Below are 25,230 nucleotides of genomic sequence, written 5' to 3'. Positions count from 1 at the left end.
TCAGCACCCCACTTCACTGGCAGGCGCCATGGACCGCGTCATCCAGCTGCCGGCGCTGCACGAAATCCAGCCGCCGACGCTTGAGCAACTCCCGCTCGCGTTGCCGGCGCGCACGCTCGCAGGCCGCCGCATCCGCGCTGATCGTGATCAACGCCCCCTGCGCCCGGCCGGCACGCCGCGGGCGGCGCGAAGGCTTCGGTGGCGCGAGCGCTGGCGCCACTGCGCCTCGGGACAATGACTGCTCCGCCGGGACGTCCCAGCGCCATGCGGCACGTCCCTGGCAGGGCGTCTGCTGGTAGACCGGATGCGGTCCATCCACGCATTTGTAGACGAGGGACTGTGCCGGCGCGGCCATCGGCAACAGCAGGCACAGCATCAGGGACCATCGCGTGGCGGGCATCCGGGCGTTCCACTGGCAGGCTGCAGACATCCTCGGCGCGCGACTCCGGTCCCGCCAGAGCGATATGCGTCACATCCTTTGCAATCCAGCACAGCGGTGCAAGTCCGTCGCCGGCACCTGCGCTGTACTGCCGGAGGCACCGGCAGCCTGCCGCTGCCTTCCCTCCCTTCCGCCAAGGAACCTGCAATGAGCAACTTCGTCACCGTCGCCGACGGCGCCCGCATCTTCTACAAGGATTGGGGTACCGGCCAGCCGATCGTGTTCGCCCACGGCTGGCCACTGTCTTCCGATGCCTGGGACCCGCAGATGCTGTTCATGGGCCAGAACGGTTACCGCGTGATCGCCCATGACCGCCGCAGCCACGGCCGTTCCAGCCAGACCTGGGACGGCAACAACATGGACACCTACGCCGACGACCTGGCCGCGGTGATCGAGGCGCTGGACCTGAAGGACGCGATCCTGGTCGGCCATTCCACCGGCGGCGGCGAAGTGGCCCACTACATTGGCCGCCACGGCAGCACGCGCGTGGCCAGGGTGGTGCTGGTCGGCGCCGTGCCGCCGCTGATGCTGAAGACCCATGCCAACCCGGCCGGTACCCCGTTGGAGGTCTTCGACGGCATCCGCAAGGGCACCGGCGGCGACCGTTCGCAGTTCTTCAAGGACCTGGCCACCCCGTTCTTCGGTGCCAACCGCGATGGCAACACCGTCACCCAGGGCATGCGTGATTCGTTCTGGCTGCAGGGCATGCTCGGTGGCGTCAAGGGCCAGTACGACTGCGTGCACGAATTCTCGGAAGTGGATTACACCGAAGACCTGAAGAAGATCGACGTGCCGGCACTGGTCGTGCACGGCGACGACGACCAGATCGTTCCGTTCGATGCCTCGGCCAAGCTGTCCTCGCAGATCATCAAGGATGCCGAGCTGAAGGTGTACGCCGGTGCGCCGCACGGGCTGACCATCACCCACGCAGAGCAGTTCAACGCCGACCTGCTGGCGTTCGCACGCAGGTAATGTGCCGCGGCGGCGCCACCCAGCGCCGCCGCATGAAAAATGGGGACGGAGGGGATTAAGTCGTTTGTGCACAAACGACTTAATCCCCTCCGTCCCCTTTTTGGGTCAGATATCGCTGTGGTGGTGTGGCACGCCGGTCTTCGGCAGCGGGTCATGCCCGCCTACGAAATGACGCACCACCGGTGCACGCTCGCCCCGATGCAACGCGCGCAGCACTTCCTGGATCGCCTTGTCGTCGGCGGTGATGCGTTCGTGCTGGCGCAGGTGCTCCAGCCACGACGGGGTAACGAAATACTCCAGGTGGATGCCCGGGGTGGCCACATCCTCGACCACGCCCCAGACCACGGCGCCATCGCGGCGCCGGATCGTGCCCAGCGCGCGCATCTGCGCCTGGAACGCAGCGCGATCAGCTTCTTCGATGCGGTACTCGATGGTCACCAGCACGGGGCCTCGATCGTTGGATACCGGCACCGACAGCTCGGGGGCCGGCCAGTGCCCCGCCGGGCGCAGGTTCAGGTCTTCGGTACCAGCGATGCGCACGCGCCACACCAGCAATCCGCCGATCACCGCACCTGCGGCAGCCACCAGCAAGGCCAGTTCCGGCGAGGTGCGCTGTGCGAGCGCGCCCCAGCTCAGCCCACCGGCGGCCATGCCCGCGGAGAACACCATGATGTACAACGCCAATGCACGCGCACGCACCCACGCCGGCACGGCAGTCTGCGCGGCGATCTGCAGCGACGACAGCACGGTGATCCAGGCGAAGCCGTTGACCAGCATCACCAGCGGCAGCAGGTACCAACTGCGGGTCAGCGCCAGGCCGACCAGGCTCAGGGCCAGCGACAGGGTGGCCAGCAGCACCAGCAGGTCACGATCCATCTGTGCGCGCAGCTTCGGCAGCAGCAACGCACCGCCCACCGCACCCATGCCGATGCAGCCCAGCAGCATGCCGTACTGCCCCGCCCCGCCGTGCATCTGGCCGCGTACCACCACCGGCAGCAACGCGTTCATCGCAGCGGCGAAGAAGAAGAAGCCGACCGACTTGATCAGCACCGCCTGCAAGCGCCCGGCGCGGCTGGCATAACGCAGGCCCGCCTTCAGGCCAGCACCGAACCCTTCCGGCGGCAGGCTGGACTGCTTCGGGTCGCGCTTCCAGCCCCATACCACGAACAGCATCGCGGCGAAGGTGATGGCGTTGAAGCCGAACGCCCAGACGGCGCCCAGCTGGGCGACGATCACGCCACCGATGGCCGGGCCGATCGAACGCGCGATGTTGATGCCGATCGAGTTGAGCGCCACCGCAGAAGCCAGCATCGGCTGCGGCACCAGTTCGGACACGATCGCGGCCTGCGCCGGCATCGCCATCGCCGCACCGCAGCCCATGCAGAAGGTCAGCAGCACCAGCAGCTGCGGGGTCAGCATGTCCATCGCGGTCAGCGCCGCCATCACCGCCGCGACCAGCAGCATCCAGCCCTGGGTAGCCAGCAGGTACCTGCGTCGATCGACGATGTCGGCCAGGGTTCCGGCGGCCAGTGCCAGCAGCACGATCGGCACCGTGGTGGCCGACTGCACCAGGGCCACCATCAACGGCGAGCCGGTACGCTCGGCCATCACCCAGGCAGCGGCCACGTCATTGACCCAGGTGCCGATGTTGCTGGCCAGGATCGCCAGCCAGATCGAGCGGAACATCTGGACCTTCAGTGGGGACCAGGCGCCTGCGGCCTGCGTGGGGGGTTGCGACGCGGTTGCGTTCACCATTGCCATGCTCCAACGATCGAGGCGAACAACGTGTCCTGGCCACCGGCCTGCTTCAGTGCAGGTCCGGCATCGACCCAGGCCAGCTGCAGCTGCCATTGCCAGTGTTCGCTGGCCTGCCAGCGGGTTTCGGATTTGTACTGCTTGCCGATGCGGCGCGCGCCACCGGCGCTGCCCGGCAACGCCACCAGCGGTGCGGGCGTGGTGTAGACCGCATCCGCGCGACGATGCTTCCAGGCCATCTGCACGCCCAGTTCCGTCGTCACTGCGTCGTGCAGGCGCAGGGTCAGCGTGGGCTGGACGTCCATCAGGTTGGCCGGGGCCAGCAGGCTGGCCTCGCTGAAATAGGCCGACTTCGGAAACAGCGCATTGAAGGTTCCCAGGCGGCCGTCATGCAGGTTGCCATCGCCACTGGCGATGTCTGCCTTCAGCCCCAGCCGCGGTTGCAACGGCAGGTTCGTCCAGCGCCACCCCGTATCGGTCGCCAGCGTCCAGGCGCGGATATCGAGCGTGCCGACGGTCGTCCGCAGTTCACCGCCCTGCGCCACCAGCTCGCTGTTCCAGTCCAGTGCACCGGCCTGGCCGAACCAGCGCGCGCCCAGGGTCTGCCGACGTTCGGTGCCGCTGCCTGCGGCGAAGCGCGCGCCGTCGCGGCGGTAGTCCAGCAGGTACAGATCCCACTGTCCCGGTCCGTGGCTCCGCGCGGTGGTGGCGTAGGCACCCCACAGATGGCTGCCGTGTTCGCCGCGATCATCGAAGGCACCCGGTCGGTTCTCCACCGGACGCAGCGCCATCAGATCAAGCGTGCCGAATCTACCTTTCCAACCCACGCGCGCACCGTCGAACGCCAGGCGGATGTTCGGCCCATCGCGCACCGACAGCAGCCGTGAGCTGCCGTAGCCGGCGTCCTGCCGGCCCAGCTGCAGATGAAAACCACCATGCTGCCAGCGCCAATAGGCCTGCTGCGCATCCAGCGCGCTGCGGTCGGTACGGCCCGGTCCGCCGGCCTTGCCACTCTCACCATGCACACCCAGCTGCAGCTTCGCCTGCCAGGTCTCTTCCACATAGGTGGCCGAGGCCAGCGCACGCAGCAGCCCATAGCCGTCCTCGCTGCCGCCAATGCCGAACCGGGTAGGGTCGTAGTACAGGCCACGCATGCGCAGCGACGCATCCCATTGCAGTTGGCCGTCGCCCGCGTCACTGCAGTGGCCGCCATCGCAGGCCAGTGCAAGCGACGGTGCAGCCAACAGCGCCAGACTCAGAACGCGAAGCACGAGCATCCCATCGCGCCCCAGAACGCGGTCAGGTCGTCGGTGGGTGCAGCATGCCGGGCCGCATGGCCGTGCGCGCCGTGGGCACTGCAGGCCACGCCGTGATGGTGGTGATGCGCGGCGGCCAACCCGGTGGCGGTACCGCCGACGTGGTAGCCACCGAACCTGTTGACTGGCGACCAGTCGGGCATCGCCGGCGGCAGCTGCGGCGCAAGCCCTGCATAGTCGGCGTCGGCATGCACGATGCGGCCACCGACCACGGTCAACACGCTGGTGATGTCGGCGATCTGCGCGTCATCCACGCGGAAGTAGTCGGCCGAGAGCACGATGAAATCGGCCAGCTGGCCCACCTTCAGCGTACCCTTCACCGCTTCATCGCCGGAGAACCAGGCGCTGCCCTGGGTCCACAGGCGCAGCGCCTGCTCGCGTTCGAGCAGGTTCTCATCGCCGTACAGGGCCAGCCCGCCCACGGTGCGTCCGGTCACCAGCCAGGACAACGCCACCCACGGGTTGTAGCTGGCCACGCGAGTGGCATCGGTACCGGCACCGACCGGCACGCCTTCGGCCAGCATGCGCTTGACCGGCGGCGTGTGCCGCGCCGCCTGCACGCCGTAGCGCTCGACGAAGGCCTCGCCCTGGTAGGCCATGCGATGCTGCACGGCGATGCCGCCGCCCAGCGCGCGGATGCGTTCGATGTTGCGCGGGGTGATGGTCTCGGCGTGGTCGATGAACCAATGCAGGCCATCGAACGGCACCTCGCGGTTGACCTGTTCGTACACATCGAGGATGCGGGTGATGCTCTCGTCGTACGTCGCATGGATGCGGAACGGCCAACGCTTCTCGACCAGCAGCTTCACCACGTCGTGCAGTTCCGGCTCCAGCGCTGGCGGCAGTTCCGGGCGCGGCTCGTTGAACAGCTCGAAGTCCGCCGCGGAGAACACCAGCATCTCGCCGGCACCGTTGTGGCGCAGCAGGTCGTCGCCCTGGCGCGGCTGCAGCATCTCGCTCCAGCCGCGGAAATCATCCACTTCCTTGCCCTTGTTCTGGGTGAACAGGTTGTAGGCGATGCGCACCGTCAGCTGGTCATCGCGATGCAGCTGCTCGATGACCTGGTAGTCCTCGGGGTAGTTCTGGAAGCCACCGCCGGCGTCAATCACCGAGGTGATACCGAGACGGTTCAGCTCCCGCATGAAATGGCGGGTGGAATTAGCCTGGTACTCGATCGGCAGCTTCGGGCCCTTGGCCAGCGTCGCGTACAGGATCAGCGCATTCGGCTTGGCCAGCAGCAGCCCGGTCGGGTTGCCGAGCGAGTCACGCACGATCTGTCCACCCGGCGGATCCGGCGTGTCCTTGCTGTAGCCACATGCGCGCAGCGCAGCCCGATTGAGCAGCGCCCGATCGTACAGGTGCAGCAGGAACACGGGCGTATCCGGCGCGATGTCATTGAGCTCCTGCAGCGTAGGCAGGCGTTTCTCGTTGAACTGCGCGGCGGTGAAGCCACCGACCACGCGCACCCATTGCGGTGCCGGGGTGCGGTCGACCTGTGCCTTGAGCATCGCCATCGCATCGGCCAGCGAACGCAGGCCATCCCAGCGCAGCTCCAGGTTGTAATTCAGGCCGCCGCGGATCAGGTGGGTATGGCTGTCGTTGAGGCCGGGCAGCAGGCGCCGGCCCTGCGCGTCGATCAGGGTCGCTTCGTTGCCCCAGCCGCGCATGATCTCCTCGTCGCTGCCGACGGCCACGATGCGCCCTTCCTGCACGGCCAGCGCCTGGGCATGCGGCTGCTGTGGGTCGAGGGTGGTGATGCGGGCATTGCGGATGACCAGCGTGCTCATGCGACGCTCCTTGGAAGTGGAATCGAGTGCCGCAGCGGCGCGGCCGGCCAGGCCCAGCGCAACGGCGGCACCACTGGCCAGCACCACGTTGCGGCGGCCGTGGTCGAGTGGATCGTGACTCATGCGAGGTCTTCCTGAAGACGGTGGCCATCCAACGCCCAGGCGCCGGGCCCGATGAGCGCGAGGGCTAGTAGTACCGTGGTCCACATCAATGGGTACTCACTGCCACCGCGCATCCAGAACCAGCCCCTGGGCAGCGTCAACAGCACGGTGAAGCCGATGAAGGCGGCCGCCGCAAGCGCGGCGACGCGGGCCTGCCAGCCCAGCAGCACGGCCAGCCCGGACAGCACCTGCAGCAGGGCCAGCAGCAGCGGCAGCGGTGCCACGGCCGGCAGGCCGAAGCCGCGCAGCTCGGTGGCGAAGCCGGCCAGCCCGGGGCCACCGAACCAGCCGAACAGCTTGCCCAGCGCGTGCGGCAGCAGGAATCCTCCCGCTGCCACGCGCAGCATCAGCAAGGCCAGGTCGAGGCCATGGCCGGCCAGCATGCTCAGTGCCCGCCTTCCTGCGCACCGAACATGCGCTTGGCGTACTGGATGCCGATGCCATAGCCGCCGGCATGGTCGCGGGCGATGCCGGTGGTCAGCTCGTAGGTCTCGCCACGCGCCCAGTCGCGCTGCAGCTCGAGCAGGTACTGCACGCTGGTCATCGGCACCGCGCCGGCCTGCACCATGCGGGAGATCGCACGCTCGTGGGCCTCCTCGCTGACATCGCCGCAGGCATCGGTGATCACATGGACCTCGAAACCCTGCGCCAGCGCCGACAGCGCCGGACCCACGATGCAGACGCTGGTCCACAGCCCGGCAAGAACCAGGCGGCGCTTGCCGATGCGGTTGACCTCATCGATCACCGCCTGGTCTTCCCAGGTGTTCATCGAGGTGCGGTCGAACACCGTCTGGCCCGGGAATATCTGCGGCAGTTCCGGGAACATCGGGCCGGAGAACGACGTCTCGGCCACGGTGGTCAGCACGACCGGCACGTTGAAGCCCTTGGCGCCCTTGCTGATCAACGACACGTTGTTGCGCAGCGCGGAGATGTCGATGGTGTGGGTGGCGAACGCCATCTGTGACTGGAAGTCGATCAGCACCAGGGCGTGGTCGGTGGGCGACAGCAGGGCCGGGGCGGGCGTGGCGGTGGCAAGGCTCATGGATGGACTCCGTTGGAAAGGTGATCAGGGGGAAGCAACAGGGCCGCATCACCGGCCAGGTACTGGCCGGGGCTGCAGCCGGTTTCCGCGCGGAAGCTGCGGACGAAATGGCTCTGGTCGAAGAAGCCCAGCTGCTGGGCCAGGCACGCCATCGGCAGCTGCGCGCCCGGCAGCAACTGGCATGCACGCTGGATGCGGCGACGACGCACGTAGCGCAGCGGGCTGGCGCCGGTTCCGGTGCGGAACAGACGCACCAGATGGAAGCGGCTGACACAGGCGGCCTGCGCCAGTTCGGTCACCCGCAGCGGCTGCGACAGGTGCTCGTCGACATAGCGCAAGGCGCGCTGCAATGCGGCAGCCTGCTGCGGTGCCAGCGACACGGCGGGCGGATCGGGCGGGAAGACGGTGGCCATGGGGGGCGCCGCGAGAGGGTGGCCCATGGTGCGTGGCCGCTGCGCGATGCCCTACCCCCGTCGGTCGAGGCCAGCACCTACCCGAATGGGGGAGGCCGGCGGCCGAGCAGGCGGCGCCCGAACAGGCGCGCATCCACTGAATAGGCGCCTGGCCCCAGCATCAGCAACGCCGGTGGCAACGCCATCAGCGGCCACGGTGCCTGCTGCGCGAACATGCCCGCGACCGCCATCAACGCCGCCAATGGTGTCAACGCGCCCAGCACGAGCATGGCCGCCGCCAGCAGGCACAGCATCGACGCCCACGCCGCATCCGTGCCGGGCGTGCACAGCGCGGCGGCCAGGCACAGCCGCAGCCACAGCAGGCCGATGCCCGGACCGCGGTCGGGGAACATCACGAACAGGCGCTGCATCGCCAAGCTCCAGAGGACATGCCGGCGTGATAGCCGACAGCGGCGTCCGCCGCCTACCCCGTTCGGGTCACCCCGGGCTGCCCCACACCTGCCAGAATGCGCGCCATGCGTGTCCGCCCCTTCCCGTCGCAGCGCCACCTGCCGACGCTGCTGACCTGCCTGCTGCTGTTGACTGCCCTGCCCGCCCTCGCCGTGCAGCGCCCGCCGGTGAGCGGCGGGCTGCCCGATTACGAGCACACCGCCTGGCGCGTCGGTCAGGGCGCACCCGGTGACATCTGGGACATCACCCAGGACCGCGACGGCCTGTTGTGGCTGGCCACCGGCTCGGGCCTGTACCGCTTCGATGGCCGTCGTTTCGAACGCCAGGCGGCGCCAGGCGGCAGCCACTTCCCGTCCACCAACATGGTCACTCTGGCGCAGACCCGCGATGATGCCCTGTGGATCGGTTACTTCCAGGCTGGCATCAGCCAGTTCGCGCGCGGCCAGCTGCACAACTACGGCCGCGACCAGGGCGTGCCGGTGGGCGTGGTGCCACACTTCAGCCAGGACCGTGACGGTCGCCTGTGGGCCGCGATCAATGGTGGGCTACGCCAGTTCGATGGCCAACGCTGGCAGCCGCTGCCCACTGGCACGGGCGTGCCGGAACACCGCGTGCAATGGCTTCTGCACGACAGCCGCGGCACCTTCTGGGTACTGGCCGACCTGAAGGTCTGGATGCGCGCGGCCGGCCAGGCCGCGTTCGAAGACACCGGCATCGCCGTATCGCAGATGGCGACGCTGGCCGAAAGTCCGCAGGGTGAAGTGTGGCTGGCCGACCGCGTGCGCGGTACGTCGCCGCTGGCCAACGCACAAGGCCTGCTGCCGGACAGCGAGCGCGAGGCACGGCGGTTGCCGGAGCTGGTCGCTGCGCGCCTGCAGTTCACTGCCGATGGCGCGCTGTGGGCAACGATGAGCCCGCATGGCGGTGTCGCCCGGGTCACCTTCGCGGGCGGCCGCGCCATACGCATGGAGCGCTTCGATTCGCCTCACGGGCTGACCGCCACCTCTGCCGTTCCGATCATCGCCGATCGCGAAGGCAATCTCTGGGTCGGCACCAATCTCGGCCTCAACCGCTTCCGCGCGCGCAGCGTGCACACGCTGGCGGTAGGCCCCCGTGATCCCTACCGCTCGCTGGTGCGGGCCAGCGATGGGCACGTGTATGGCTATGGCGAAGACCTCAAGCCTTACGACCTCAGGCGCAGCCTGCTCGATGGCAGTGCCACGCAGCTGCAGGCCGCCGCGCGCCAGGCACCCACCCCGATCTGGCAGTTCGACTGGGTCAATCTTGCGCGCACCGAGGCCGGCCACACCACGCGGATTCCGCTGCCTGCGCCCTTCACCGGGCAACCACTGCATGCCCTGCTGTTCCCCGACGACGAGCAGGCCTGGGTCTGCACGGGCGAACGAGGGGTCCTGCACTACCTGCACGACCAGTGGCAGCGCGAACGCCGCCTGCCCGAACAGGCCTGCTCGTCGCTGGCGCTGGATGCCAACGGCCAGCTGCTGCTCGGCTATGCAGACGGCCGGCTGCGCCGCATGGGGGCGACGCGCATCGAAACCTTCGACGCCAGCCACGGCCTGTCGGTCGGGCCGATCACGGCGGTACTCGATCATCGGGACCTGCTGCTGGTTGCCGGCGAGGCCGGGTTGGCCGTGCGCCTGGGCAATGGCCGGTTCGTCCAGGTGAGCACCGACATGGCTGGCGTGATGGAAGGCATCACCGGCATGGTCGCCGATGCGAATGGCTACCTCTGGCTCAATGGTAGTCGTGGCCTGGTCCGACTGGGGAGCGATCAGCTGCGGCGCGCACTGCGCAGCGGGCAGCCGGTGACGCCACGCCTGTTCGATGCGGTGGATGGCATGCCCGGCATCGCCCTGCAGAGCGGACCGATCGCCACCGCCGCACTGGCCAACGATGGCCTGTTGTGGCTGGCCACCAACCAGGGCCTGGCCTGGCTGGACACCACCCGCTCGCACGTCAACACCATGCCACCCAGCGTGCGCATCGGCGAAGTGCTCTATGGCAGCGAGCACGCGCCGCTGCGCGATGGCCTGCGCCTTCCGGCCGGCACCAGCCAATTGCAGATCGATTACGTGGCGCTGTCGTTGGCACGCCCGGAGCGCAACCGCTACCGCTATCGCCTGTCCGGCGTTGACGACGGCTGGCAGGATGCGGGCAGCAGCACGCGCGCGTATTACACCAACCTCGCACCGGGCAACTACCGGTTCGACGTGGAAGCAGCCAACGAGGATGGTATCTGGAGCGCCGCGCCGGCCAGCCGCAGCTTCCGCATCGCCCCCACCTTCATGCAGACCGTGTGGTTCAAGCTGCTGTGCGCGGCCGTGATCCTCGCGCTGCTGGTGATGGCCGTGCGCATCCGCAGCGGGCAGCTGGCGGCCCTGTTCCGCGCGCGCCTGCAGGAACGCCATGGCGAACGCGAACGCATTGCCCGCGACCTGCACGACACCCTGCTGCAGGGCAGCCAGGGCCTGATCCTGCGCCTGCATGCGATCAGTCAGGCCGCGCAGACGCCAGAGCCCGTGCGCAGCCAGCTGGAATCGGCGATGCAGCTGGCCGAACGCAACCTGGCCGAGGGCCGCGAGCGGGTCAACGCGCTGCGTGACGGTCCGTTCGCGGGCCGCGACCTGGCTTCGGCACTGGCCGATGTTCACGCCGAATACGCCGGGCACGGCACCAATCCGCTGCGCCTGACCGTGGAAGGCGCAACACCACCGCTGCAGACCGATGCCGCCGAGGAAGTGTTCCTGATCGGACGCGAAGCCATCCGCAATGCGCTGCGCCATGCCAATGCCAGCGCCATCGAAGTGGAGCTGTCTTACGGGACGCGGTGCTTCCTGCTGCACGTGCGCGATGATGGCGTCGGCATCGCCGAAGAAAACGCCGGCAACGGCCATTGGGGACTGCAGGGCATGCGCGAACGCGCGCAGCGCCTCGGTGCGGACCTGCAGCTGTGGACCCGCCCCGGGCTGGGGACCGAAGTCGCGCTGGCGGTTCCCGCCCGGCGCCTGTATCACCGCCGCCCACCACGTTGGCGCTGGCCTTGGAGCAAAGCACACCATGACTGAGTCCCCTGCCCCGATTGGCGTGCTGGTGGTCGACGACCACCCGCTGCTGCGTGACGGCCTGGCTGCGCTGCTGGGTGCCCATCCCGACCTGCGCCTGCTCGGCGAGGCCGCCGATGGCGAGGAAGCCATCACGCGCTACCAGCAGTTGCAGCCGGACGTCGTGCTGATGGACCTGCAGATGCCACGGCTGGATGGTGTCGAGGCCATCGTGCGGATTCGCGCGCTGGATCCGCGTGCTCGCATCATCGTGCTGACCACCTACCGCGGTGATGTCCGCGCGGTCCGCGCGCTGCAGGCCGGCGCCAGCGCCTATCTGCTGAAGGACATGCTGCGTCACGAACTGGTCGACACCATCCGCATGGTGGCCGGTGGCCGGCGCGCACCGATTCCACCAGTGGTGGCGGCGAGCATCGCCGCGCATGTAGTCGAGGATCGGCTGTCGCCGCGTGAGACCGAGGTGCTGCGACACGTCGCCAGCGGGCTGTCGAACAAGCGCATCGGCGAGCGCATGCAGATTTCCGAGCAGACGGTGAAGGCGCACATGAAGAGCCTGATGGACAAGCTCGGGGTGGGTGATCGCACGCATGCGGTAACCCAGGCGTTGCGGCGCGGGATCATCAGCCTGGACGACAGTGGTCACGATTAGGCGGTTGTTCGGCAGGGCCTGCAGCCCTGCACCCGCAGTAGTGCCGGCCGCTGGCCGGCAACCTCAACAGCAACAGCAACAGCAGAAGCGTGCATTGCGTGGAATGGCGGAGCGGTATCGGACTGCGGGGACGCCGTAAACCCATCCTTGGGGGCTTGGCCGCGGCATCCATGCCGCGGACACCCCGCACTCCGACACCGCCCCAGATCCGCGCCATGCGTGGATGAAAGCTGTCAGATATCGAAATACACCGTGGGTCAGATCCGTTTTCCTTCGGAAAACGGATCTGACCCCAAGAGCCGTTCCGACAGATCGCAGAAAACTTTCGAAGGCGGGTGGGTCCGGTTGCGGGGGCGTGAGCGCCATGGATGGCGCGACCGAGCCTACATGGACGTATTTACGGCGTCCCCCGCAACCGGACCTACCCCGCCATCCCACGGACAGCCGGCTTTTGCTGTTGCTGTTGCTGTTGCTGTTGCTGTTGCTCCAGCTTCCAGCAGATGCGGGGCTGCAAGCCCTGCCAAACATTCCCCTTTACTTCAAACGCAGCAGCAGGCTGCCGCCCGCGCACACCACCGCCAGCCAGGCCACGCCGTGCCACCCCCACTGCGCCAGCGCCAGGCTGCCCAGCGCACCACCGGCGGCCATGCCGATGAACATGCCCGTGAACAGCAGCGCATTGAGCCGGCTGCGTGCCGGCGGCACCAGGCCGTAGACCAGCGTCTGGTGCGCCACCAGCGCCGACTGGAAACCGAAGTCGAACAGCAGCGCACTCACCACCAGCAGCGGCAGCAGCGCGGCGGCCGGCAACCAGGTTTCGGCCAGCAACAGGCCGAAGCCCAGCAGCGCCACCGCGATCGCCAGCCGCGCCACTGCGTGGCAACCCAAGCGATCGGCGAATCGACCCGCAAACGGCGCAGCCAGTGCACCGGCCGCACCCGCAATACCGAACGCACCCGCCGCCGCACTGCCCAGGCCCAGGCGTGCATGCAGCATCAGCGCCAGTGTCGACCAGAACGCGCTGAAGCCGACCGCCAGCAACGACTGGCTGGTCACCGCACGGCGCAGCTGCGGCTGCTCGCGCCACAACGCCAACAACGAACCCAACAATGCCGGATAGCGCAGCGTGCTGGTCGGTGCGAAGCGTGGCAGCGCCCGCGCCATCACCGCGCCCATCGCCGCCACCGAGACCGCGGCCAGCACGAACTGGGTTCGCCAGCCCCACGCCTCGGCCACTACGCCACTGACCACCCGTGACAGCAGGATGCCGAGCAGCAGGCCGGTCATCACCCGGCCGACGATCTGGCCGCGCTGTGCATCCGGCGCCAGCACCGCAGCGGCCGGCACGATGTCCTGTGCCAGCGTGGCCATCAGCCCGACCAGCAGGCTGGCCATCAGCAGGCCCGGCAGGTGCCCGGCCATCGCTGCGGCGCCCAGTGCCAGTGCCAGCAACGCGGACTTCAACAGAATCAGGTGACGCCGGTCGAAACGGTCACCCAGCGGTGCCAGCAGCAGGATGCCCAGCGCATACCCCAGTTGGGTCAAGGTCGGTACCAGGCCGGCGGCGCGCTCACCGGCGCCGAGGTCCTGGGCGATCAGGCCCAGCATCGGCTGGCTGTAATAGAGCGAAGCGACCGAGAAACCGGCGCCGGCCGCCATCGCCAGCACCAGCGGAGTGGAGGGTGCGGTCGTGGGTGCGGCGGCGACGGACAGCGAGGGGGTAGACATGGGGGAGTCCGGTGGAGGAAGTGGGCGTATCCTGCCGGTATTCGCATGACGTCTGTAGTAGGCTTCATTGCATACTCTCCATACGTCGCACGCATGAATGACTTTGCTACCGGTGCGGATCGCCTGGATCTGCTGCGCACCTTTCTGCGCATCGTCGATGCCGGCAGCCTGTCTGCCGCAGCCGTGCAGCTGGGCACCACCCAGCCGACGGTCAGTCGCCGCCTGCAGGCCCTGGAGCGGCAGCTCGGCCTGCGCCTGCTGCAGCGCTCCACCCACGGCCTGCAGCTGACCGAAGATGGCCTGCGCTGCCAGCGCCATGCGCAACGGGTCGTGGACGAATGGGAGTCACTGCAGGCCGAACTGCATGGCGAACCGGAAACGCTGCGCGGACGCCTGCGGGTGATGGTGCCGCACGCGTTCGGCCAGGCGCAGCTGCTGCCGACCATGCTCGCGTTCCTCGCCAAACACCCGCAGCTGAGCCTGGAGTGGATCCTGGAAGATCGGCGCCCGGACTTCATCGCAGAAGGCATCGACTGCGCGGTGCGGGTGGGCCCAGTCGACGAACCGCGCATGGTCGCGCTGCCGCTTGCCGAAGTACCGCGCATCGTCGTGGCTGCGCCCACACTGGTGCAGACTACCGCGATCAGCACACCAGAACAAGCGCAGGCACTGCCGTGGATCTCACTGGCCACCTACTACCGCGAACGCTTGCTGCTGCATGACGCACAGGGGCGCGCGCATACGCTGTCGATCAGCCCGCGCCTGCTCAGCGACAACCTGTTCGTGGTGCAACAGGCCGCATGTGCCGGGCTGGGCGCAGCGGTGGTCTCGGCCTGGCTGGTGGCCGAGGACATCGCACACGGGCGGCTGGTGCAGCTGCTGCCGGACTGGCAGGCACCGGCACTGCCGGTACACGTGGTATTTCCCGCCGCGCGCCAGCAGCCGCCGCGGCTGCGCGCCTTCATCGATGCGATGAAGGCCTCGCTGCCTCAGCTGCATGGGATGCGGCCGGCGTCGCGCTAGGTCCCCGGCCGCATCATCCACGCATGGCGTGGATTCCGTTCGAGGCCACAGGGTCAGGGCCCTTCCCGGTGGGAAGGGATCGGACCCTGTCGATCATTGCGCCTTCGCCGCCTCGGCATTCCAGGCCGCGACCTTGGCCTTGGTGTCGGCCAGCATCTTGTCCAGTGCGGCGCGGTCATACACGTTGCCGCGCAGGATCACGCTGTCGATCTTTTCGGTGGCGGCAATGTCCTGCAGCGGATTGGCAGTCAGCAGAACCAGATCGGCGGCCTTGCCCTGCGCGACACCACCGTAGCGGTCCATCTGGCCGAACCAGGCCGGGCCGGAACGGGTTGCAGCCGACAGCGCCTGCGGTGCGCTCAGGCCTTCCTTCACGAACAATTGCAGTTCCTGGTGCAGGGCGATGCCCGGGAAATTGAACGAATTGAGGAAACCCGCATCGGTGCCGGCGATGATTGTCACGCCGGCTTCCTGCAGCATCGGCAGCACCGCCGCCACCTGGTGGTACTGCGCGTGGCGCGCTTCGATCTGCGCTGGCGTTGCCTTGGCGGCACGGTCGACGCGCCACTGGTAGGTCGCGCGCAGGCCCGGGCCGATGTAGGCCAGGTACGGATCGTTGGCGTGGTCATCCTGGTCGAGGAAGTCGAGGATGCGGCCACCGTTGAGGGTCGGGGTCACGAATACGCCGCGCTTTGCGAAATCGCGGTAGGCATGCATCGCGGTATCGCGGTCGAAGCTGGCGTCGAGGCGCCGGTTGGCTTCGGCGCGGTCGATGCGGCCGGCACCAAAGTCGGCGGCGATCTGCGCTTCGTCCTTGCTGCCGGCCTTGAATGCGTAGTCCAGATGCTCGATCGAGGCCAGGCCTGCATCGACCGCCTGCTCCACGGTCAGCGCCATCGGAATGTGGCCCGACGCCTTGAAGCCGGCCTTGCGCGCGGCACTGGCCGAGTACAGGAACAATTCCGGCTTCAACGTGCTGTCGGTGATCTTCACGAAATCGACCTTGTCGTGCTGCAGGCGGGTGATCGCCTGGTCGACGTCGGCCTCGCTGCCCACCTCGATCGTGCCTTTCCAGACCGGCTTGATGCCTTCGATCTTCGCGCCGGAGCTGAGCAGGCGCGGGCCGAACAGCGTGCCCTTGGCGATCTCACCGCGCCATTGCAGCACCTGTTCGGGAAGATCACCGGAGCAATCGCGCACCGTGGTGATGCCGTGCGCGATGTACAGCGGCAGCAGCGCCTTGTTCTCTTCGATCAGCGCCGGGCCACCACCAAAGTGCACATGCATGTCCCACAGGCCCGGAATCAGGTACTTGCCCTTGGCATCGATCTGGCGGGCCGTACTCCACTGGCTGCGCAGCTGCGCGTCCGGGCCGACGGCGACGATGTCCTCGCCACGGATCACCACGCTCTGCCCGGCCAGGGTGTTGGCGTGCTCGACATCGACCACGGTGGCATTGCGGATCAGCAGGTCGGCGCGCTCGGCAGCGGAGGCCGACAACGGAGTCACCGCGAGAAGGATGGCAAGGGACAACGGACGGGAACGGAACATGGACAGCATCCTGATGGGCACGCCCAGCGTGCGGGTGGAAGGGGTTGCGGTTCAGCGCACCGCGCCGTGCTGGCGCAGCAGGGTTTCAATTCCGGTATAGCCGCGCTGGCGCGCGTGTGCCAGCGGCGTCACGCCATCGCCGTCGGCCAGCTCCGGGTCGGCACCAGCCTCCAGCAGCAGCTGCACGATCTGCACGTGGCGCGCGCCGCCATCGCCGAGCAGGATCGCTTCCAGCAGCGCGGTCCAGTGCAGCCGATTGACATGGTCCACCGCCACGCCCGCGCGCAGCAGCGTGCGCACGGTGGCAACGTGGCCACGCTCGGCGGCGGGAATCAAGGCGGTGCCGCCGTAGCGGTTGGTGCTGCGCAGATCGGCGCCGTGCGCCAGCGTCATCGCCAGGATCTCGTCCAGGCCGCGCGCACCGGCGTACAGGTAGGCGCTGTCCTGCAACGCATCCTTGGCATTGACGTCGGCGCCGGCTTCGATCAGCTCACGCGCGGCATCCACGTTGTTGCCGTGCGTGGCCAGCAGCAGCGCGGTGCGGCCCTGGCCGTCGCGCGCCTCCAGATCGGCGCCGTCTTCCAGCGCCCCGCGCACCGCCTCGGCATCGCCGCGGCTGGCAGCATCACGCAGGCGCGCATCCGCATCGGCCCGGGACGTGGCCGTACAGGCCGGGGTGACCATGGCCAGCAGGAACAACAGCAGCACGCGCGCAAACGGCGTGGGCCAGCGAAGCGAACGATGGAAGCGCATGACGGTGTCTCCTCCTGTCCATCAGCACGGATCACCGCGTGACGGTAGCAACGGCCGGACATTGCCGGCCCCTGCCCTGCATGGTAGAAGTCGGCCTGGGTATCCAGAAGTGAAATGTTCAAATGCAAGACAGTGCCAAATCGAATAGAACCCTGTTCGAACTGGACCTGCTGCGGGCGCTGGTGATGGTGGCCGACTGCGGCAGCTTCACCACGGCGGCAACGCGCCTGCATTCGACCCAGTCCACGGTCAGCCAGAAGGTGCGCCGGCTGGAGGCGCTGGCCGGGCATCGCCTGCTCGAACGCGGCCACCGCGACGTGCACCCCACCGACGCCGGCCATACCCTTCTTGGCTACGCGCGGCGCATGCTCGACCTGAACGAGGAAATGGCGCAGGCGCTGGCGGGCGCCACCGTGGAAACCGCCGTCCGCATCGGCGTGCCCGAGGATTTCGTCAACGCGCAGACCACGCGCATGCTGGCCGCCTTCAGCCGTCGCCACCCGCAGGTGAAGCTGGAGATCAGCAGCGGCCTCAGCCGTGACCTGGCGCACGGCTTCGACCACGGCGAGCTGGATCTCGTGCTGGTCAAGCAACGCCGCAACACCCGCCAGGCGGTGCACTGCCGACGCGAGCCGATGCACTGGATCGACAGCCTGCGCAGCAGCTGCCTGCTGCAGGACCCTTTGCCGCTGGTCACCTTCCCGCCGCGCGGGCTGTACCGCGATGAGATGATCCACGCCGTGGAGGCACTCGGCCTGCGCTGGCGCATCGCCTTCACCAGTTCCTCGCTCAGCGGCATCCAGGGCGCGGTGGCCGATGGCATCGGCATCAGCCTGCTGCCGCGCCGTGCGGTCACCCGCGAACACCGCATCATCGATGGCGAGCGCGACCTGCCGGTGATCGACAACTACGAGATCGGCCTGCTGCATCGTGCGGACGCCGACGATGCGGTGCGTGCTCTTGCCAGCGAGTTGTGGCGGCAGGTACAGCGCGAGCCGGACTGACCACGGTAGATCCGCGCCATGCGTGGATGCTGTTCGCGCATCAAGCATCGACATATGGTCAATCCGGCCGCATGGCGGGCAGCATCGCCCCGTAGAGTGCCCGCTGATCCCGCACCCGATGCAGCATGTCCGGCGAAATCCCCACCCGCTTCGATCCCCTGCCCGCCGCCCTGCAGGCGCACCTGCAGCACCAGCGATCGCTGATCGCCGCGCGCGTGGCCGTCGGCTTCCCGGCGCTGCCGGTGCAGTGGCCGCTGGCGGCCACCACGCTGCAGCGCGTGGTCGATGCCGAGCTGATCGATCATGACGACTGCGACGGCTGGGAAGCACTGGGCGTGGCGTTCGGCGATACCCTGGCCCAGCGCGTGCCCGGCCTGGCCTGGATGCAGGTCACCGATGCCTGGGGCATCGACGCGGTGCTGCGCTACGCCGACAGCAGCCTGCAGATCGGCGCCAGCACACTGCTGCTCAAGCGCGTCGAACAGGGTGAGGTCATCGATATCGCCCACCTGCTGGCGTGGCTGGAAGAGTTCGTCGCTACCCGCGCCGACGATTACGCCTGAACAGCCGCCGAGCATGGCTCGGCGCAATCGGAACCGGCGTGGCGTGATGGGTAGATCCACGCCATGCGTGGATGGAACCACCGCGCGGCCACAGTCATCCACGCACGGCGTGGATCTACAGCCAGCGGCCGTCCACCACCACGCGTCGTTCCACCGGCACTGCAGCCACGGCCGCCGGACCGTGGTCGGCACGCACCGCCACGAAGGTGGCCGGATGTCCTTCTGCAAGGCCGTACTGTGGCAGCCCGATCACCTGCGCGGCATGGGTGGTCACCATGTCCAGCGCCAGCATCAGGTCGGCATCGGTGTAGAAGCCCGAGCGGTACCCCAGCAGCATCGCCCGCTGCAGCAGATCGCCGTTGCCGTACGGCCACCAGCAGTCGCGGATGTTGTCGTTGCCGGCGAACACGCGCACGCCGGCATCATGCAGTGCGCGCAGCGGCGGGAACGGATGGTCGCCCGGGGCATTGCTCATGATCGCCACGCCCGCCGTCGCCAGCGCCTCGCCCACCTGCAGCGCACGCGCCAGCGGCACCTCCCCCAGCGCATAGGCATGGCTGACCGCCACCCGCCCCTGCAGCCCGGCAGCCCGCGTGCGCGCCGCGATGCGCAGCAACTGGGCCAGGCCGGTTTCGCCGGGCTCATGCAGGTGGATGTCCAGCTGCACGCCATAGCGCTCGGCCAGGCCGAACAGCAGCGCCAGTTGACCTTCGGCATCGCCATCCAGGGTGGTCGGGTCGATGCCACCGAGCACCTCCACGCCCGCTGCAATGGCCTGCTCGAGTACCGCGGCGGTGCCCGCGCAGGACATCACCCCGGCCTGCGGGAACGCCACCAGCTGGATGCGCATGATGTCGGCACAGCGCAACGCCGCCTCGCGCACCGCGTCGAGGTGGCGCAGGCCGGTGCTGCCGTCGATGTCGACGTGACAGCGCATCGCCACGGTGCCGAAGCCGCTGCACTGGCGGAGCAATGCCTCGGCGCGTTCCACCATCGGTGCGGCACCCGCCACCGCGGCCTTTTCCACCGCCAACCGTTCACGCAGGCTGTTCACCGGCTGGTGCGGGTGCCAACGGTCGCCGACGAAGCTTTTGTCCAGGTGGATGTGGCCGTCAACCAGGCCGGGCAGCACCGCGAAGCCCTGCAGGTCGACGCTTTCTGCCCCATCGGCGGGCCGGGCATCGCCATTGAGCCCGCTGATGCGGCCATCACGGATATGGAAATGCAGCGGTGCGCCGTGGCGGTCGACGCCGCCGTGGATGAACTGCAGGGTCATCGGAAACTCCCGGAAAGCCAAGTCATGGCGCCATCCTGCGCGCCGGCACCGCCATCGGCCAACGAAATATCTGGATGCCACACATTCATCAGAACGATGAATGCCGCCGCGACCACCGGTCGCAGCCACGCCGTGCACACGCCTGAACGGGTACCATAGGCACCTGTTTCCGCTGTGATGCCGCATGGGCCCGTCCGACCGCCACGATCGTCTCCGCCGCTGGCAGGCCGCGTCCCTGCTGGCTGCTGCCCCGATCGCCAGCCTGTCCGCCACTGATGCCGCCGCCACCGCGCCGCTGCAGGCGCCGCCTGGCCAACAGCGCATCGCCCCGGCGGCGCTGGTCGAGCGGCTGCACCAGCGCGTGCTGTCCGGTCAGAGTGCCACCGCCACCCTGGAACACTGGTGCGCCGAGCACGGCCTGGCCGAACAGGCACGGGTACGCGCGGTGCGCGTGCACGGCCAGGACAAGCCGGTGCCGGCCGACGTGCTGCAGGCATTGGGCGCGAAGCCCGGCACCGACCTGCGCTATCGCCGCGTACAGCTGGTCTGCGGCAGCCGCGTGTTGTCCGAGGCCGACAACTGGTACCTGCCCGGCCATCTCAGTCCGGCCATGAACCAGGTGCTGGACAGCACCGACGAACCCTTCGGCCGCGTGGTCGGTCCGCTCGGCTTCCAGCGCCAGACACTGGCCGACCAGACGTTCTGGCCGCCGCGTGGCGACGGCGACCATGGCGTGATCCTGGAAGTGCGCGCCCTGCTGCGCGACCGCCAGCAGCAGCCCTTCAGCTACGTCATCGAGTCGTACCTGCAGCAGGCGCTGCCCTAGGCGCCGAGCGGGCGCAGCAGAACCGCACATCGAGACAACTGAAGGCCCGGCAGTGCCGGGCCTTCTGCTTGCGTGCCGGATCAGCGGAACCGGTAGTCCAGCTGCAGCCAGTACTGGCGGCCATACGGGTCATAGTTGCCGACCGGATAGAACGGCCAGCCACCTCCGTTCCTGTCCGCCGGCGGGCGGCTGTCACGCAGGTTGTTGACGATCACACCCACCGACAGATTCTCGCCGAACTGGCGGAACACACTGGCGTTGTAGGTCATGTACGGCGCGATGCGGCCACTGCCATCGGTCTTCGGCAGCGAACCGAAGCGGTTGCCATACAGCGTGGTGGTCCAGTCACCCTGGTTCCAGGTGATGCTGCCGTTGGCCTTGCTGCGCCACTGGTAGTCATCCAGCGAATTGCGGATGTCACGCTCCGGATCATCGGAGAACTGGCGGTACGTGTGCTCCAGCACCACGGTATAGGCCAGGCGCGTGGTGAAGCGGCCATAGCGGCCGGCATCGAAGCGCCAGTTGCCCTTCAGGTCCAGGCCACGCACCGATTCGGAGGCCGCGTTGATCGGGTTGATCAGCACGCGGGTCACCTGGTCCGGCTGCACCGTGGCAGTGGACGGATTGCGGATCACCCGCGACAGCGCGTCCTGGCACAATGGCGAACCGATGTCGCGTGCTTCGCCGCCCAGCGTGCGGCCCAGGCGGCAATCGGCCTCGTCACGCAGGATGCGGCTGGTGTCGAGGCTGGTCACCTCGTTGTCGATGCGGATGTCGTAGTAGTCGGCACTGAAATCCAGCCCGGACAGCGGCGACCAGACCACGCCGAAACCATAGGACTTCGCGGTTTCCGGCTGCAGCTGCGCGTTGGCACGGTTGCTGTAGTCGATCGACAGGCCGTTGTAGTCGCAGTTGTCGTACGACTGGCCTGCGGTGCGGCAGCGCCAGTAGTCGGTCATGCCCGGGTTGTAGCCGCGGGTCTCGGTGGCGAACACGTAGTTCATGTCCGGCGCACGGAAGCTGGTCGCAGCAGAGCCGCGGATCAACAGGCTCTCGATCGGGCGGAACTCGACACCGAAGCTCCAGGTCGCCTTGCCGATGTGCTCGCCGCCGGCGCGGTACTGGTCGTAGCGGCCGGCCAGCGTGGTGGTCAGCGATTGCAGCAGCGGCAACTGCAGCTCCACGCCGGCTGCATAGCGGTCACGATCACCGCCGGCACCGATACCGGCGCTGGTATTCCAGAACTCGCCGGTGCCCAGCCGCGGGTCCGGGCGGTTGCGGTAGCCCTGGCTGCCGGCCTCGACCACCGCCGCCAGCGCAGCGTCACCGCCCGGCAGTGCGAACAGGCGGCCGTTGACGCTGGCGCTGAAGGCCTGCAGCCATGCCGCGTTGCGGCTTTCCTGGTAGCCGGACAGGCGGCCGTATTCCTGAGGCGTCAGCGGCTGGAACAGCCGCGACGGATCCGGCGCGTAGACCTCCACGCCGTTGCGCACGCCCCGTTGCGGGCCGAGCAGGTACTCGTTGATGCCGGCCAGCAGCACCGGGCGCCGGGTGCGGTTCTCGTAGCGGGACCGGCTGTAGACCGCTTCATAATCCCAGCCGCTGTCGCCGATCTGGCCGCGCGCGCCCACGTTGAACGACCACGAGTTCTCCAGGAACCGGTTGGCGTTGCGCGGCAGGCCACCGATCTCTTCCGGCGCGAACCGGCGGTACCAGCTCTCCAGGTTGCCGGTGTTCTGGTTGTAGAAGTAGTTGCGCGATGACGTCCAGGTCGGGGCGCGGGTATTGTTGCTGATGCGCGCACTGCCCACCGCCAGGTCGGCGAACAGGTCGGTGTGCTCGTCCAGATGGAAGGTCAACAGGCCATAGCCATTGAGGTTGCGCTTCTCGGTCTGCACGGTCCAGTAGCTGGCCGCTGCCTCGTTGCTGCCGCAGTACCACCCCTGGCGCGGGTTGTTGGCACGGAACACGCTGCCGCCGTAGATGCCGGACGCCCCGTCGCAGCCATTGACGCCCGGATCGATGTTGCGCCCGGTAGCCGCGTTGCGCCGATAGGCAATCGCCGTTGCCTGCGGTGCCTTGCCGGCCGGATCATCGTCCAGTGAATCCATGAAGTCGCGCTGGCGCGCGTGGATCGCCTTGCGCACATCGAACTCGAAACCAAACAGGCCGTCCCAGCGTTCGCCGGACGTGCCGCCGACCACCTGCACGCGCTGGTTGTCACCGCCGCCCTGCTGGGTGCCACCGGCGCGCACGTTCACGTCGACGCCCTCGAAACGGTCCTTGAGGATGATGTTGACCACACCGGCAATGGCGTCGGAGCCATACACCGCTGACGCGCCCGCAGCCAGCACCTCGATGCGCTCGATCAGCGCACTGGGGATGTTGGCCAGGTTGACCACGTTCACCGAGCCTTCGTAGGCCAGCGGGTAATCGGCCTGGCGGCGGCCGTTGACCAGCACCAGCGTGCGGTTCGGGCCCAGCCCGCGCAGGTTGATGGTGTTGGCGGCCGGCGTGAACGTATTGCCGAAGTCCTCGCCCTGCACGTTGCCGGTGTTCTCGGTCAGTGCACTCAGGGCGTCGAAGGCGTTGCGGTAACCCTGCGCGTCGATCTGCTCACGGCTGATCACCGTCACCGGCGATGGCCCCTCGACACTGGCACGTGGAATGCGCGAGCCGGTGACCTTCACTTCCTGCAGTGTGGTGGGAGCGCTTTCCTGCGCGAAGGCCGGCAGCGGGACCAGCATCAGGGACGACAGCGCGAGCACCAGCGGACGCGGGCGCATCGCCTTGGGGGAGGCGGACATGGGCTTCCTGGGGGGAGTGGGCGGCAGTACGGGGCCAGTGCCTGTGCGGCACATAACGATCCCGTAACGAAAGTGTCCTGAATGGGTGGTTTCAACGGAAATGACCAGCCCTGATGGCGTTATGCCTGAACTGAATCAGACCCGTTCCCGGCACCGCCACGTTTTTTGCAATGAATTGCATGGCCTGGCGCCTCCGCGATGCGCATCGTGCCGGGATGACCAACAGCGCCCCTTCCACCCCCTTCGCTTCGCTACGCCCCGTCCTGCGCCGCCACTTGCTGCACCTCCAGGCCACGCCCATCACCCTGCGTTCGTTCCAGCGCACCGACCTGCCACGCTGGCGCGCCTTCGACGACCGTCGCCAGCGTGGCCAGCGGCATCCCCATGGCATTGATGAAGAGGCGCGGTTCCTCGCCAGCGTCTATCGTTCACGCCTCCAGGAAGACAACGACCTGCTGGTGCTGGGCGTGTTCGACGACGCACAGGGCGTCCTGCACGACCAGCTGCATATCCGCCTGCAGTCGCTGCATTCGCGCTGCGCCGAGCTGCAATCGCTGCAGCACCGGCACGCCCATCCGCAGGCGGCACTGAGGGCGCTGTGCCCCTTCCTGTTCGACGATGTCGGCCTGCACCGCGTTTTCGTGCTGCTGCCGCCAGGCTGCACCACCCCGTTTGCGCAGGCGCTGCAGGCCCATGGATTCATCCGCGAGGGGATCCTGCGCGACTACCATCTGGACGCACAGGGATGGCATGACCGCCAGTTGCTGGCGCTTACAGCGCCGGCCTGGCGCAGCTGCCAGCAGCGGATCGGCTAACGCACCCGTTCCAGTGCCGCACCGGCACCGGTCAGCGCCGTGCAGGCGTGGTCCTGCAGCTCCTCGCCGCTGGCATCGTTGCCGCTGGCGGCATCCACGCGGGTGGCCAGCAGGATGAAGCCGGGGCCGCCCTGCACGTCATCGCGTCCGGCCACCACCAGGCTCCACTGGCCCACGTCGCCCACCCCGCTCAGGCCGTAGGCCAGCAGGTTGAGCGGATTGGCGGTGAGCGCTGCGCCCGGCAGCAGATAGGCCTGGTACTGATGCCCGCGCAGTGGTACCGGCAACGGTGACCAGCGCGGACCAAGCGCACCGGCATGTGCATCCAGCGCCTGCAGCACATCCGCGCGCAGGCAGTCGACATGGATATGCAGCTGGTGCTGCGAGCGGCCATGCGGCGAATTCAGCGCCAGGCTGGCCACGTTGCGCGGCAACGGCTGGCCCAGGGCCTGTTCGGTATGCCCGCGCGCCTGCCAGGCGGCCGCGAAATAGTTGGGCGCCCCACGCTGGTACAGGCCGTGGCTCTCGATGCCACTGACCTTGTCCAGCGGCATCAGCAGGAACTGGTAGTCGCCGTGCGCATCCTTGACCAGCACGTCGCGGCGGTCGGCGCCCGTGTCCACCCGCAGGCAGCTGCCACGCGGGCCTCCTGCCGCCTTGCAGTCACGCTCGATCAGGCGCCACAGCGCATCGGAATGGGCCGGCGGCGGAGGCGGCGCGCTGGCGCAGGCGGACAACAGCAGCAGGGACGACAGCAGCAAGGGGCGCAGGAACACGGCAGCGACTCACGGAACAGGCACGGCAGACGGCGCCGCG

The 25,230-nt window shown here is 68.2% G+C and carries 22 protein-coding genes; 8 read left to right on the top strand and 14 right to left on the bottom strand.

The genetic code is table 11. From position 1 onward, the window contains the following. Nucleotides 1-13: 13 nt before the first annotated feature. Entirely contained in the window at nucleotides 14-400 is a 387-nt protein-coding gene (locus V3B30_RS18790; RefSeq protein WP_262084352.1) for a hypothetical protein, read from the bottom strand. 186 nt (nucleotides 401-586) lie between these two features. On the opposite strand from V3B30_RS18790, the gene V3B30_RS18785 reads away from it, so the two are divergent. Continuing rightward, complete coding sequence (locus tag V3B30_RS18785) at nucleotides 587-1,411, top strand: alpha/beta hydrolase (RefSeq protein WP_262084353.1); 825 nt, start codon at nucleotides 587-589, stop codon at nucleotides 1,409-1,411. A gap of 105 nt (nucleotides 1,412-1,516) precedes the next feature. On the opposite strand, the gene V3B30_RS18780 is transcribed toward V3B30_RS18785, so the two are convergent. From V3B30_RS18780 to V3B30_RS18750, 7 genes are all read right to left on the bottom strand, one after another. Further along, entirely contained in the window at nucleotides 1,517-3,166 is a 1,650-nt protein-coding gene (locus V3B30_RS18780; protein ID WP_262084354.1) for an MFS transporter, read from the bottom strand. Next, nucleotides 3,160-4,443: an alginate export family protein gene (locus V3B30_RS18775; RefSeq protein WP_262084355.1), complete on the bottom strand. Its 1,284-nt coding sequence runs from the start codon at nucleotides 4,441-4,443 to the stop codon at nucleotides 3,160-3,162. The genes V3B30_RS18780 and V3B30_RS18775 overlap by 7 nt, the downstream gene beginning before the upstream one ends. After that, complete coding sequence (locus V3B30_RS18770) at nucleotides 4,422-6,269, bottom strand: amidohydrolase (RefSeq protein WP_262084394.1); 1,848 nt, start codon at nucleotides 6,267-6,269, stop codon at nucleotides 4,422-4,424. Before V3B30_RS18770 ends, V3B30_RS18775 begins: the two co-directional genes overlap by 22 nt. 119 nt (nucleotides 6,270-6,388) lie before the next feature. After that, nucleotides 6,389-6,814, bottom strand: a complete 426-nt coding sequence (locus tag V3B30_RS18765) for a DoxX family membrane protein (protein WP_262084356.1) — start codon at nucleotides 6,812-6,814, stop codon at nucleotides 6,389-6,391. A gap of 2 nt (nucleotides 6,815-6,816) precedes the next feature. Continuing rightward, complete coding sequence (locus V3B30_RS18760) at nucleotides 6,817-7,473, bottom strand: hydrolase (RefSeq protein WP_100473056.1); 657 nt, start codon at nucleotides 7,471-7,473, stop codon at nucleotides 6,817-6,819. Further along, nucleotides 7,470-7,886, bottom strand: coding sequence for an AraC family transcriptional regulator (locus V3B30_RS18755; protein WP_238381585.1), 417 nt, complete (start codon nucleotides 7,884-7,886; stop codon nucleotides 7,470-7,472). The genes V3B30_RS18760 and V3B30_RS18755 overlap by 4 nt, the downstream gene beginning before the upstream one ends. 77 nt (nucleotides 7,887-7,963) lie before the next feature. Beyond that, the gene (locus tag V3B30_RS18750) at nucleotides 7,964-8,296 is read right to left on the bottom strand and encodes a hypothetical protein (RefSeq protein ID WP_100473061.1); all 333 of its coding nucleotides are present in this window, start codon (nucleotides 8,294-8,296) and stop codon (nucleotides 7,964-7,966) included. A 96-nt stretch (nucleotides 8,297-8,392) separates the two neighbouring features. Here V3B30_RS18750 and V3B30_RS18745 point away from each other — a divergent pair, with 96 nt between their 5' ends. Continuing rightward, nucleotides 8,393-11,422, top strand: coding sequence for a sensor histidine kinase (locus V3B30_RS18745; RefSeq protein WP_262084357.1), 3,030 nt, complete (start codon nucleotides 8,393-8,395; stop codon nucleotides 11,420-11,422). After that, the gene (locus V3B30_RS18740) at nucleotides 11,415-12,068 is read left to right on the top strand and encodes a response regulator transcription factor (protein ID WP_262084358.1); all 654 of its coding nucleotides are present in this window, start codon (nucleotides 11,415-11,417) and stop codon (nucleotides 12,066-12,068) included. The genes V3B30_RS18745 and V3B30_RS18740 overlap by 8 nt, the downstream gene beginning before the upstream one ends. 534 nt (nucleotides 12,069-12,602) lie before the next feature. Here V3B30_RS18740 and V3B30_RS18735 read toward each other — a convergent pair. Continuing rightward, entirely contained in the window at nucleotides 12,603-13,796 is a 1,194-nt protein-coding gene (locus tag V3B30_RS18735) for an MFS transporter (RefSeq protein WP_262084359.1), read from the bottom strand. Nucleotides 13,797-13,889: 93 nt separating this feature from the next. Here V3B30_RS18735 and V3B30_RS18730 point away from each other — a divergent pair, with 93 nt between their 5' ends. After that, nucleotides 13,890-14,819 (top strand): LysR family transcriptional regulator, encoded by a 930-nt coding sequence (locus V3B30_RS18730; RefSeq protein ID WP_262084360.1) that lies wholly within the window; start codon nucleotides 13,890-13,892, stop codon nucleotides 14,817-14,819. Between the two features lie 93 nt (nucleotides 14,820-14,912). Here V3B30_RS18730 and V3B30_RS18725 read toward each other — a convergent pair whose 3' ends face one another. Then, nucleotides 14,913-16,370, bottom strand: a complete 1,458-nt coding sequence (locus V3B30_RS18725) for an amidohydrolase family protein (RefSeq protein WP_262084361.1) — start codon at nucleotides 16,368-16,370, stop codon at nucleotides 14,913-14,915. A 51-nt stretch (nucleotides 16,371-16,421) separates the two neighbouring features. Then, on the bottom strand, nucleotides 16,422-17,123 hold the full coding sequence (locus tag V3B30_RS18720) for an ankyrin repeat domain-containing protein (protein ID WP_262084362.1): 702 nt from the start codon (nucleotides 17,121-17,123) through the stop codon (nucleotides 16,422-16,424). Nucleotides 17,124-17,245: 122 nt separating this feature from the next. Between V3B30_RS18720 and V3B30_RS18715 the strand changes: the two genes are divergently transcribed. Together V3B30_RS18715 and V3B30_RS18710 are read left to right on the top strand one after the other, a co-directional pair. Continuing rightward, nucleotides 17,246-18,127 (top strand): LysR substrate-binding domain-containing protein, encoded by an 882-nt coding sequence (locus V3B30_RS18715; protein ID WP_100473076.1) that lies wholly within the window; start codon nucleotides 17,246-17,248, stop codon nucleotides 18,125-18,127. Between the two features lie 125 nt (nucleotides 18,128-18,252). Next, nucleotides 18,253-18,690, top strand: a complete 438-nt coding sequence (locus tag V3B30_RS18710) for a DUF3806 domain-containing protein (protein WP_100473079.1) — start codon at nucleotides 18,253-18,255, stop codon at nucleotides 18,688-18,690. 115 nt (nucleotides 18,691-18,805) lie between these two features. On the opposite strand, the gene V3B30_RS18705 is transcribed toward V3B30_RS18710, so the two are convergent. Further along, a complete protein-coding gene (locus tag V3B30_RS18705) occupies nucleotides 18,806-19,966 on the bottom strand; it encodes an amidohydrolase family protein (protein ID WP_262084363.1) in 1,161 nt (386 codons plus the stop codon). Between the two features lie 184 nt (nucleotides 19,967-20,150). Here V3B30_RS18705 and V3B30_RS18700 point away from each other — a divergent pair, with 184 nt between their 5' ends. Continuing rightward, nucleotides 20,151-20,792 (top strand): hypothetical protein, encoded by a 642-nt coding sequence (locus V3B30_RS18700; RefSeq protein ID WP_100473081.1) that lies wholly within the window; start codon nucleotides 20,151-20,153, stop codon nucleotides 20,790-20,792. 80 nt (nucleotides 20,793-20,872) lie between these two features. Here V3B30_RS18700 and V3B30_RS18695 read toward each other — a convergent pair whose 3' ends face one another. Continuing rightward, the gene (locus V3B30_RS18695; RefSeq protein WP_262084364.1) at nucleotides 20,873-23,599 is read right to left on the bottom strand and encodes a TonB-dependent receptor; all 2,727 of its coding nucleotides are present in this window, start codon (nucleotides 23,597-23,599) and stop codon (nucleotides 20,873-20,875) included. Between the two features lie 179 nt (nucleotides 23,600-23,778). Here V3B30_RS18695 and V3B30_RS18690 point away from each other — a divergent pair, with 179 nt between their 5' ends. Continuing rightward, a complete protein-coding gene (locus tag V3B30_RS18690) occupies nucleotides 23,779-24,414 on the top strand; it encodes a GNAT family protein (protein WP_100473087.1) in 636 nt (211 codons plus the stop codon). On the opposite strand, the gene V3B30_RS18685 is transcribed toward V3B30_RS18690, so the two are convergent. Next, the gene (locus tag V3B30_RS18685) at nucleotides 24,411-25,190 is read right to left on the bottom strand and encodes a CDP-diacylglycerol diphosphatase (RefSeq protein WP_262084365.1); all 780 of its coding nucleotides are present in this window, start codon (nucleotides 25,188-25,190) and stop codon (nucleotides 24,411-24,413) included. The genes V3B30_RS18690 and V3B30_RS18685 overlap by 4 nt on opposite strands. Nucleotides 25,191-25,230: the final 40 nt, after the last annotated feature.

Source organism: Stenotrophomonas sp. SMYL41 (genome assembly GCF_036319965.1).
Taxonomy (GTDB): domain Bacteria; phylum Pseudomonadota; class Gammaproteobacteria; order Xanthomonadales; family Xanthomonadaceae; genus Stenotrophomonas; species Stenotrophomonas maltophilia_R.
This window is presented reverse-complemented; position numbering and strand designations above follow the sequence as displayed.